Raw genomic sequence first — 9,456 nt, 5'->3', positions numbered from 1 at the left:
GAGTGCGAATCGGGACATGTAGGTCTCCTGAAAGTGAAGAAAGCGAGGCCATTGTGCGATCCGCCCGGTTTCACCCGGGTTTCGTCCCCGCAAGCTATGTTTCAGTCGATTGCGCCCCTGCCGGACGTGAAAACGGGGCCCAGCGGGCCCCGTCCGTCGCGCCTATCGCGCACGCCGCGCGCATCGCTCAGCTGGCGTCCCAGGCCGCCAGGTATTCCTTCCAGTGCGCCGCGTCGCTGGCCGCCAGCGTATCGCGCACCAGCGCGATTTCGGCATCGTAGGCGGTGCGGTCGATTTCGCCGCGCAGGAAGCGGAAGCGGCAATACACCAGCCAGGTGTTGACCACGTCGGTTTCGCAATAGGCGCGGACCTCGTCGGCGCGGCCCTGGCTCCAGGCCTCCCAGACCTTGCTGCCGTCCATGCCGAGCTTGCCCGGAAAGCCGCACAGCTTGGCCAGTTCGTCCAGCGGCGCGTTGGCGCGGCCGTTGTACTTGGCCAGCAGGTCCATCAGGTCGGTGTGGCGGGAGTGATAGCGCGAGATGTAGTTGTTGAACTTGAAATCGCGGTCTTCCTCGCCCATGTCCCAGTAGCGCGGCGCGGGCACGCCCTGGATCAGGCTGCGATAGTGCAGCACCGGCAGGTCGAAGCCCGAGCCGTTCCAGCTGACCAGCTTGGGCGTGTAGCGCTCGATGGTCTTGAAGAAACCGGCCAGCAAGGCGGCTTCGGGATCGTCGGGCTGGCCCAGCGTCTTGACGCGAAAGCCCTGGTCGTCGCGGAACACGCAACCCACCACCGCGACCTTGTGCAGGTGCAGCGGCAGGAAGTCGTGGCCCACGGCCTCGCGGCGCGCGGTCAGCGCGCGCTCGACCACTTCGGCGTCGGGGACGTCGGCGCTCCAGCCGTTGAGCTTGCGCAGGCCGTCCGCGTCGGGAATGGTCTCGAGGTCGAATACCAGGGTGGGCGTCATTTGGCGGGCAGGTACTGCATCGGATCCACGGGGGTGCCCTGGCGGCGGATCTCGAAATGCAGGCGCGGCGAGGTGGTGTCGCTCTGGCCGATTTCGGCGATCTTGGCGCCGCGCTTGACGTCCTGGCCGGTCTTCACGAGCAGCGTGCGGTTATGCGCGTACGCCGTGATGAAGCCGTTCTGGTGGTTGACGATGATCAGGTTGCCCAGGCCGCGCACGCCGTTGCCGCTGTACATGACCTTGCCATCCGCCGCGGCGTTGACCGGGTCGCCCAGCGCGCCGGCGATGTCGATGCCCTTGCTGTTGTTGTTGAAGCCCTGCATGATCTGGCCGCCCGCCGGCCAGGCCCAGTTGATCACGCCGGCATCGGCGGCGCGGGTGACAGGCTTGTTCTCGGCCGGGGTCGGCGTGGGCGGCGGCAGCGACGCCGTGGCGGTGGCCGAGGTGTCGCCGGGCTGGTCCAGCGGACGCGGCTGCGGCTTGGTGCTGGCGATGGGCGCGGGTTGCGCGCCGCCGCCCGACGAACCGGACATCTTCAACACCTGTCCGACCGAAATCTGGTTGGGGTCGCTGAGGTTGTTCCAGCGCTTGACGTTCTCGACATCGACGTTGTTGGCGCGAGCGATCTTGTAGAGCGTGTCGCCCGGCTTGACGACGTAGCTGCCGCCCGGCTGGGCGGCGGCGGCCGGTTGCCCGCCGGCCAGGTCAACGACCGGCGCGCGCGTGCCTTTGGAAGCGCAGCCGGCCAGGATGGCCAGGCTGAGGACGCCCGCCACGAAAAGCGGGCGGCGCAGGCGCGTCATGGACACGCCAAGGGTCATATCGGTCAGTTGCAACTGCCCGTTGAGCATACGTTTCTCCTGTTTGCTCAAGATTGTATTCCGGCACGCAGCGGCACAAAGCGCACGGCCTCTAATTCAGTTCGTTTCCAGCTGGCCGCGCCCGTGCGTTCGATCAGCACCAGGCGCTGGTTCGAGCCCCCTTCGGGAGCGATCAGGCGTCCACCCGGCGCCAGCCGCAGGAGCAGCGCTTGCGGGATGGTCAGGCCAGCGGCAGCCACAACGATAGCATCGAACGGCGCCACGCCGGGCAGGCCCAGCATGCCGTCGCCGTAGATCAAGCGGATCCGCGTGGTCAGCCGCAAGGCGCGCAGATGCTCGCGCGCCAGCTCGTAGAGGCCGCGGATGCGCTCGATGGAATGGACCTCGCGCACGAACTGCGCCAGCACCGCGGCCTGGTAGCCGCAACCGGCGCCGACTTCCAGCACGCGGGTGGGCGTGCGGTCTTCGCAGATGGCGGCGATCATGCGCGCCACCACCCACGGTTGCGAGATGGTCTGCGAGTGGCCGATGGGCAGCGCCGCGTCTTCGTAGGCGCGGCTGGCCAGCGCCTCGTCGACGAACAGGTGGCGCGGCACCGCGGCCATGGCATTGAGCACGCGCTCGTCGCTGACGCCCTGTCCGCGCAGGCGCTGCACCATGGCCTGGCGCAGGCGATCGGAATTGAGCCCCAGGTTGCCGCCGGCAGCCGGCGTCGGCGCCTTGGCCTGGCTTTGCAGGGTGGCGGCCGAAATGCGGGTATTGCTGTTGGCCGGCGTAACGCCGGGACTGAGCCGTCCGGAATCGTAGCGGACCGGGCTGGGCCGCCCGGGCACGGCCTGGGAAACGTCCGGCTGGCTTATGCGTCGGCGCATAGCGGCTCCGCCCAGGTCCGGATTTCTTCGAGCTGGCCGTGCTGGGTCAGATCCAGGCGCAGCGGCGTGACCGACACCCTGCCCTGCGCCACCGCGTGGAAATCCGTGCCCGGCGTGGCGTCCGCGGCCTGCCCCACCGGCCCGATCCAGTAGACCGTGTCGCCGTAAGGGGTGGTGGTGCGCACCACCGGCTGCGACGGATGGCGCTTGCCCAGGCGGGTGACCTCGAAGCCGTGCATGTCGTCGAAGCGGCGGCTGGGGATGTTGACGTTCAGCAGCACCGGCGCGGCCAGCGGCTGCGCCAGGTGGCGCTCGACCACCAGGCGGGCGGCGCGGGCGGCCGAGTCGATGTGCTCCCAGCCCTTCTCGGCCAGCGAGAAGGCGATGGCCGGGATGCCGAACAGGTAGCCCTCGCTGGCGGCGGCGACGGTGCCCGAATAGAGCGTGTCGTCGCCCATGTTGGCGCCGTTGTTGATGCCGGACACCACCAGGTCGGGGCGCGTGTCCATCAGCCCGGTCAGGGCGACGTGGACGCAGTCGGACGGGGTGCCATTGACGGCGATGAAGCCGTTGGAGGCGGTGCGCACCGACAGCGGGCGGTTCAGCGTCAGGGAATTGGACGCGCCGCTGTGGTTGGTCTCGGGCGCGACGACGGTCAGATCGCCGAGGCCTTCCAGCGCCTTGACCAGCGCTTCGAGCCCAGGGGCCGAGTAACCATCATCGTTCGAAACCAGAATTCGCATTGTGCATCCGAAAGAAAATAAAACGCGGGTGGACCGGCTGGATTGTACCGTCCGCGGAAGGCGCCGGCATGTCCCCGTCCACCTGTCCCCCGATGACCCGCTCGCATACCCGTACCCGGCCCGGCCGGCGACCGGGGTAGAATCCGCAGCCACCGAGACAACTGCACGATAACAACGGACCCCTCTAGAACATGGCGATCACCGAACCGTCCCTGGCGTTCACCGCGGCGCTCATCCTGCTGGCCTACCTGATCGGCTCCGTGCCGTTCGCCGTGGTGGTCAGCAAACTCATGGGGCTGCAGGATCCTCGCAGCTACGGCTCGAAGAACCCCGGCGCGACCAACGTGCTGCGCACCGGCAACAAGACCGCCGCCGCCCTGACCCTGCTGGGCGACGCCGCCAAGGGCTGGTTCGCCGTCTGGCTGGCGGTCAAGCTGGCCCCCGGCATCGCCCCCGGCCCGCTGGCCGCGGTGGCCGTGGCGGCCTTCCTGGGCCATCTGTATCCGATTTTCCTGGGCTTCAAGGGCGGCAAGGGCGTGGCCACCGCCCTGGGCGTGCTGGTCGCCATCCAGCCCTGGCTGGCGGTCGCCACGGCGGCCACCTGGCTGATCATCGCGGTGTTCTTCCGCTACTCGTCGCTGGCCTCGCTGGTGGCGGCGTTCTTCGCCCCGGTCTACTACGTGTTCGGCTCGGGCCTGGCCTGGTATGCCCAGCCGGCCATGGGCGTGGCCCTGGCCATCATCGGCGTGCTGTTGTTCTACCGCCACCGCGCCAACATCACGCGCCTGGTGCAAGGCACCGAAAGCCGCATCGGCGGCAAGAAAAAGTGACGCCCGCCCGGCGGGCCGGCATGGCCGCCGCGGCGCGGGATGAAAAAAGGGGGCTGCGGCCCCCTTTTCCATTGCCCGTCTCGGTCAGGCGATATCGGCCAGGTCCCAGCGCGGCCGCACGGTGAAGCCGTGGGCGTCCGGGTCCAGCGTCACCAGCCCGGCCTTGACCCGCTCGGCCGCCGCGAAGGCGATCATGGCGCCGTTGTCGGTGCACAGCGCCAGCGGCGGGAAATAGGCCTGGGCCTTCAGGGGCTTGAGCGCGGCGGCCAGCTTGGCGCGCAGCAGCTGGTTGGCGCCGACCCCGCCGGCCACCACCAGGCGGCGCAGGCCGGTCTGCTTCAAGGCGCGGATCGACTTGGCGGCCAGCACCTCGACGATCGCGGCCTGGGTCGCCGCCGCCAGGTCGGCGCGGGTCTGTTCATCCAGCCCGCCGTCCTGCTCGGCGGCCTTGACCCGGGTCAGCACGGCAGTCTTCAGGCCGCTGAAGCTGAAATCCAGGTCGCCGCTGTGCAGCATGGGGCGCGGCAGGTCGAAACGCGTGGCATCGCCCTGCGTCGCCAGGCGCGCCAGCGCCGGACCGCCGGGATAGCCCAGGCCCATCAGCTTGGCGGACTTGTCGAAGGCTTCGCCGGCGGCGTCGTCCAGGGTTTCGCCCAGCAATTCGTAGCGCCCCACCCCGTCAACCCGCATCAATTGCGTGTGGCCGCCCGACACCAGCAGCGCGACAAAGGGAAACTCGGGCCGCGGATCGGCCAGCATCGGCGACAGCAGGTGACCTTCGAGGTGATGGATGGGAATGGCCGGCAGGTGGCGCGACCAGGCGAACGACTGCGCCACGCTGGCGCCCACCAGCAGCGCGCCGGCCAGGCCGGGACCCGCGGTGTAGGCGACCGCGTCAATGTCCGACATTTCCAGGCCGGCTTCGCGCAGCACCTGGTGGGTCAGCGGCACCACGCGCCGGATATGGTCGCGCGAGGCGAGTTCAGGCACCACGCCCCCGTATTCCTGGTGCATGGCGATCTGGGTATGCAGGGCGTGCGCGAGCGGGCCGCGTTCCGTACAGACGGCTGCGACGCCCGTTTCGTCGCAGGAGCTTTCAAAGCCGAGAATAATCATGGCGGCAGAGTTTACAACTGATGCGAAAATACGCCCGTTTACAAAATGACCGAGGGCGGCAACGCCCCCCTCCCGACAAACCGAGCCTGCAAGCACCCTGGGGATAAGAATGCTGGAGAAGCTATTCAACCTGCGTGAACACGGCACGACCGCGAGAACCGAGATCGTGGCCGGCCTGACGACATTCCTGACGATGTCGTACATCATCTTCGTGAACCCGGACATCCTATCGTCCACCGGCATGGACCGCAACGCCGTGTTCGTCGCCACCTGCCTGGCCGCCGCGCTGGGCTCGCTGGTGATGGCGCTGATCGCCAACTGGCCGATCGGCATGGCGCCGGGCATGGGGCTGAACGCCTTCTTCGCCTTCACCGTGGTCAAGACCATGGGCTACACCTGGGAGCAGGCGCTGGGCGCCGTGTTCATCTCGGGCGTGATCTTCCTGATCCTGACCATCTCGGGCATCCGGGTCTGGCTGGTCAAGGGCATCCCGCATTCGCTGCGCAGCGCCATCGCCGCCGGTATCGGCCTGTTCCTGGCCATTATCGCGCTGTCGAGCGCCGGCATCGTGGTGGCGCATCCGGCCACCAAGGTGACGCTGGGCGACCTGACCACGCCGGGACCGCTGTTCGCCATCCTGGGCTTTTTCATCATCGCCTCGCTGGACGCGCTGCGCGTGCGCGGCGCCATCCTGATCGGCATCCTGGTGGTCACGGTGCTGTCGATGGCGCTGGGCTACAACGAATTCAAGGGCGTGTTCGCGGCGCCGCCGAGCCTGGCGCCGACGCTGTTCAAGATGGACATCCTGGGCGCGCTGCACACCGGCTTCGTGCACGTCATCCTGGTGTTCGTGCTGGTCGAGGTGTTCGACGCCACCGGCACGCTGGTGGGCGTGGCCAAGCGCGCCGGCCTGATGCCGGAGGGTCGCCCCAACCGCCTGGGCCGCGCGCTGTTCGCCGACAGCACCGCCATCGTCGCCGGCTCGATGCTGGGCACCAGCAGCACCACCGCCTACGTCGAAAGCGCCTCGGGCGTGCAGGCCGGCGGCCGCACCGGCCTGACCGCCCTGGTCGTGGCCCTGCTGTTCCTGGCCGCGCTGTTCATCTCGCCGCTGGCCGGCGCCGTGCCCGCCTACGCCACCGCGCCCGCCCTGCTCTACGTGGCCGGCCTGATGATGCGCGAGCTGATCGACATCGACTGGAACGACGTCTGCGAAGCCACCCCGGCCGCGCTGACCGCGCTGGTGATGCCGTTCACCTACTCCATCGCCAACGGCATCGCCTTCGGCTTCATCAGCTACGTGGTGCTCAAGACCGCCACGGGCCGCGTGCGCGACGTGCATCCGGCCACCTGGCTGGTGGCGATCCTGTTCGTGATCCGCTACGCATTCTTCCCGGAATAACGTCCGCCAGACGCGCCATGCGAAACCGCCGCGCTTCCGATCCGGAAGGCGGCGGTTTTTTCATGCCGGCGCGCGTCCCCGCCGTCAGGCCACGGCGGTCCAGACCGCGAGTTCATAGCCATCGAGGTCGGCGAAGTGGAAGCGGCGGCCGCCGGGGAAATCGAAGGCCTCGCGGCTGATGCGGCCGCCCGACGCCGTCACGCGGCGCTGCGCGTCAGCCAGGTCGTCGGCGTACAGGATCACCAGCGGCCCGCCCGGGCGCACCGGCTCGCCGGTGGTGAAGCCGCCCTTCAGGCGACCATCGGTGAATTCGGTGTAGGTCGGCCCGTAGTCGGTGAACGACCAGCCGAAGGCGTCGCCATAGAAGCGCTTGCTGCGCGCGATGTCGGCGACGTTGAATTCGATGTTGTCGATCTGGTGGTTGTTGCCGGTGGCGCCCATGCGTGTCTCCCGCGGATATCGAAGAAAACCGCATCATCCCCGATTCGCGCGACCGCGTCTTGAACGAAACGGCCAGACGCCAACAGCCGCGCGCCGCCGGACGTGCGCCGCTAGCCGCGCGCCACTAGCCGCGCGCCTGCTCGCGCAGCGCCGAGGGCGTCATGCCGCACAGCGCCCGCACCTCGCGGCTCAGGTGAGCCTGGTCGGCATAGCCCGCGTCCGCGGCCAGCCGGGCCAGCGGCAGGCCCGCCGGACCGCGCAGCAGCGCGATGAAGCGCTGCAACCGCAGGATGCGTTCAAGCATCTTGGGGCCATAGCCGAAATGGTCGTGACTGAAGCGCCTCAGGCTGCGCTCGCTCATCTCCAAGCGGTCGTCGAGACCAGGGCCGCCGGGCCGCGGCTCGGCCGCGAGCCAGCGGAACAGGGCCGCGGCCCGCGGCGCGGGCGCCTCGTGGCGCCGCGCATCGCCCGTCAGCGCTTCTTGCAGAGCCAGCATCTGGCCTTCGGGCGTGGCGGCCTCGCGCACCCGGCGCGCGACACGGTCGGCGCGGGCGTCGCCCCACAGCGCGGCCAGTTCGACCCGACGCCCCACCAGCTCGGACAGCGGCACGCCCAGCCAGCCGCGCGCGGCGCCCGGCTGGAAGCGCAGGCCCAGCACCCGCGCGCCCGGCGCCAGCTGCGGCCGCGCGGCGACCACGTCGGGGCCGACCACGCTCAGACGGCCGCCGGTCCAGAGAATGTCCGCGCAGCCGTCGGGCAGCACCGCCACGTCGGCGGCCTGCCCCGGCGCCAGCTCGCTGCGCCAGGCGCACAGGAAATGCGGGCGCAGCGACGCCACGGGCAGGGCCTCGTGATAGCTGCCGGTCATGCCCGCGACGGCGGGCGCGGCGGAATCGGGGGTCGGGCCAGAGGCCATGGAAACAGTGATTGCAAGGCGGAAATGACCACTATACCGGTACGGCTGCCACGGTTCGCGAGCCATCCAGCCAATCGCCGCCATTGAGGTCCGCTATCAACCCGCCGGCCCTCATGGTTGCTGTCGGAGGCGGTTGAATTCGCCGATACACTCCCCATGTATATAAGACTATGGAGCCGACCTTGTCTCGCCACACCCCGCATTCCTCCTGTCCCCGCCGCCGCGAGCGCCACGCATGAGCACCCTCGCCCGTATCCCCTTCTCGGTGCTGGACCTGGCGCCGATCGTGCAAGGCCGCGATGCCGCCGACGCCTTCCGCAACAGCGTGGCGGTGGCGCAGCACGTCGAACGCCTGGGCTACAAGCGCTTCTGGCTGGCCGAGCACCACAACATCAACGGCGTGGCCAGCAGCGCCACGGCGGTGCTGATCGGCCACATCGCCGGGCACACCTCGACGCTGCGCGTCGGCTCGGGCGGCGTGATGCTGCCCAACCATGCGCCGCTGATCATCGCCGAGCAGTTCGGCACGCTCGAAACCCTGTACCCCGGCCGCATCGACCTGGGCCTGGGCCGCGCGCCCGGCAGCGACGGCGCCACGCAGCACGCGCTGCGCCGCGGTCCGCGCAGCGGCCTGGAATTCCCGGCGCTGGTCGAGGAACTGCGCGGATTTCTCGCGCCCTCGCGTCCCGGCCAGCCGGTGCGCGCGATTCCCGGCGAAGGCCTGGACATCCCCATCTGGCTGCTGGGTTCGAGCGACTTCAGCGCCCGGCTGGCGGCCGAGCTGGGCCTGCCGTTCTCGTTCGCCGGCCACTTCTCGCCCGAGGGCATGGCGGCGATGCGCCTGTATCGCCACCTGTTCAAACCGTCCGAGACGCTGGCCCGCCCCTACGCCATGATCGGCGTGCCGGTGATCGCCGCGGCGACCGACGAGGAAGCCCGCCGCCAGGCCACCACGCAGCAACTCAAGTTCCTGTCGCTGGTGCGCGGCAACCGCCTGCAGCTGCAGCCGCCGGTCGACAGCATGGACGGGCTCTGGAACGAGTGGGAACGCGAGGCCGTGAACCAGCGCCTGGGCGCCGCCATCGTCGGCGGCCCCGAGACCGTCAAGCGCCGGCTGGAGGCCCTGGTGGCCGAAACGGAAGCCGACGAAGTCATGATCGTGTCCGATTTCTTCGATATCGCCGATCGCCTGCGTTCCTTCGAGATCGTCGCCGCGCTCAAGCAGCGCGACGGCATGTCCACAACAACCGCGGCGTGAGGCCGGCGGCCCCGCCGCCAGCCCCGCAAGCCCCGCAGACTGCGCTCGCCACAGCGCCAACCATTGCGACGTGACCGGTCCCCGCTCTAC

Annotated in this window: 10 protein-coding genes; 3 read left to right on the top strand and 7 right to left on the bottom strand. The window is 69.4% G+C overall.

Features of this window, described 5'->3' with window-relative positions:
* Positions 1 to 187: 187 nt before the first annotated feature.
* The 4 genes from AOZ49_RS19030 to surE are packed head-to-tail and all read right to left on the bottom strand — an operon-like array spanning position 188 to position 3,403.
* Positions 188 to 967 (bottom strand): 3'-5' exonuclease, encoded by a 780-nt coding sequence (locus AOZ49_RS19030; RefSeq protein WP_006394707.1) that lies wholly within the window; start codon positions 965 to 967, stop codon positions 188 to 190.
* Positions 964 to 1,818 carry a peptidoglycan DD-metalloendopeptidase family protein gene (locus tag AOZ49_RS19025; protein WP_054477118.1) on the bottom strand — a complete coding sequence of 285 codons (855 nt, stop codon included), beginning with the start codon at positions 1,816 to 1,818 and terminating at the stop codon, positions 964 to 966. The genes AOZ49_RS19030 and AOZ49_RS19025 overlap by 4 nt, the downstream gene beginning before the upstream one ends.
* Positions 1,819 to 1,835: 17 nt before the next feature.
* A complete protein-coding gene (locus AOZ49_RS19020; RefSeq protein WP_054477117.1) occupies positions 1,836 to 2,660 on the bottom strand; it encodes a protein-L-isoaspartate(D-aspartate) O-methyltransferase in 825 nt (274 codons plus the stop codon).
* The gene (surE, locus tag AOZ49_RS19015) at positions 2,645 to 3,403 is read right to left on the bottom strand and encodes a 5'/3'-nucleotidase SurE (protein WP_054431356.1); all 759 of its coding nucleotides are present in this window, start codon (positions 3,401 to 3,403) and stop codon (positions 2,645 to 2,647) included. The genes AOZ49_RS19020 and surE overlap by 16 nt, the downstream gene beginning before the upstream one ends.
* A gap of 191 nt (positions 3,404 to 3,594) precedes the next feature.
* Here surE and plsY point away from each other — a divergent pair, with 191 nt between their 5' ends.
* Positions 3,595 to 4,233, top strand: coding sequence for a glycerol-3-phosphate 1-O-acyltransferase PlsY (plsY, locus tag AOZ49_RS19010; RefSeq protein WP_054477116.1), 639 nt, complete (start codon positions 3,595 to 3,597; stop codon positions 4,231 to 4,233).
* Between the two features lie 84 nt (positions 4,234 to 4,317).
* Here plsY and tsaD read toward each other — a convergent pair whose 3' ends face one another.
* Positions 4,318 to 5,349, bottom strand: coding sequence for a tRNA (adenosine(37)-N6)-threonylcarbamoyltransferase complex transferase subunit TsaD (tsaD, locus tag AOZ49_RS19005; protein ID WP_054477114.1), 1,032 nt, complete (start codon positions 5,347 to 5,349; stop codon positions 4,318 to 4,320).
* A 109-nt stretch (positions 5,350 to 5,458) separates the two neighbouring features.
* Between tsaD and AOZ49_RS19000 the strand changes: the two genes are divergently transcribed.
* The gene (locus AOZ49_RS19000) at positions 5,459 to 6,751 is read left to right on the top strand and encodes an NCS2 family permease (protein WP_054431353.1); all 1,293 of its coding nucleotides are present in this window, start codon (positions 5,459 to 5,461) and stop codon (positions 6,749 to 6,751) included.
* Positions 6,752 to 6,835: 84 nt separating this feature from the next.
* Here AOZ49_RS19000 and AOZ49_RS18995 read toward each other — a convergent pair whose 3' ends face one another.
* Together AOZ49_RS18995 and AOZ49_RS18990 are read right to left on the bottom strand one after the other, a co-directional pair.
* Positions 6,836 to 7,192: a VOC family protein gene (locus AOZ49_RS18995; RefSeq protein ID WP_054477113.1), complete on the bottom strand. Its 357-nt coding sequence runs from the start codon at positions 7,190 to 7,192 to the stop codon at positions 6,836 to 6,838.
* Between the two features lie 124 nt (positions 7,193 to 7,316).
* On the bottom strand, positions 7,317 to 8,108 hold the full coding sequence (locus AOZ49_RS18990) for a helix-turn-helix domain-containing protein (protein WP_231690387.1): 792 nt from the start codon (positions 8,106 to 8,108) through the stop codon (positions 7,317 to 7,319).
* Between the two features lie 235 nt (positions 8,109 to 8,343).
* On the opposite strand from AOZ49_RS18990, the gene AOZ49_RS18985 reads away from it, so the two are divergent.
* Positions 8,344 to 9,366: an LLM class flavin-dependent oxidoreductase gene (locus AOZ49_RS18985; RefSeq protein WP_054431351.1), complete on the top strand. Its 1,023-nt coding sequence runs from the start codon at positions 8,344 to 8,346 to the stop codon at positions 9,364 to 9,366.
* Positions 9,367 to 9,456 lie beyond the last annotated feature (90 nt).

Origin of the sequence: Achromobacter sp. 2789STDY5608615, assembly GCF_001298995.1 — a bacterium.
Taxonomy (GTDB): domain Bacteria; phylum Pseudomonadota; class Gammaproteobacteria; order Burkholderiales; family Burkholderiaceae_B; genus Achromobacter; species Achromobacter insuavis.
Note: the sequence above shows the minus strand (reverse complement) of the source record. Positions and strands in the feature narration are given on the sequence as shown.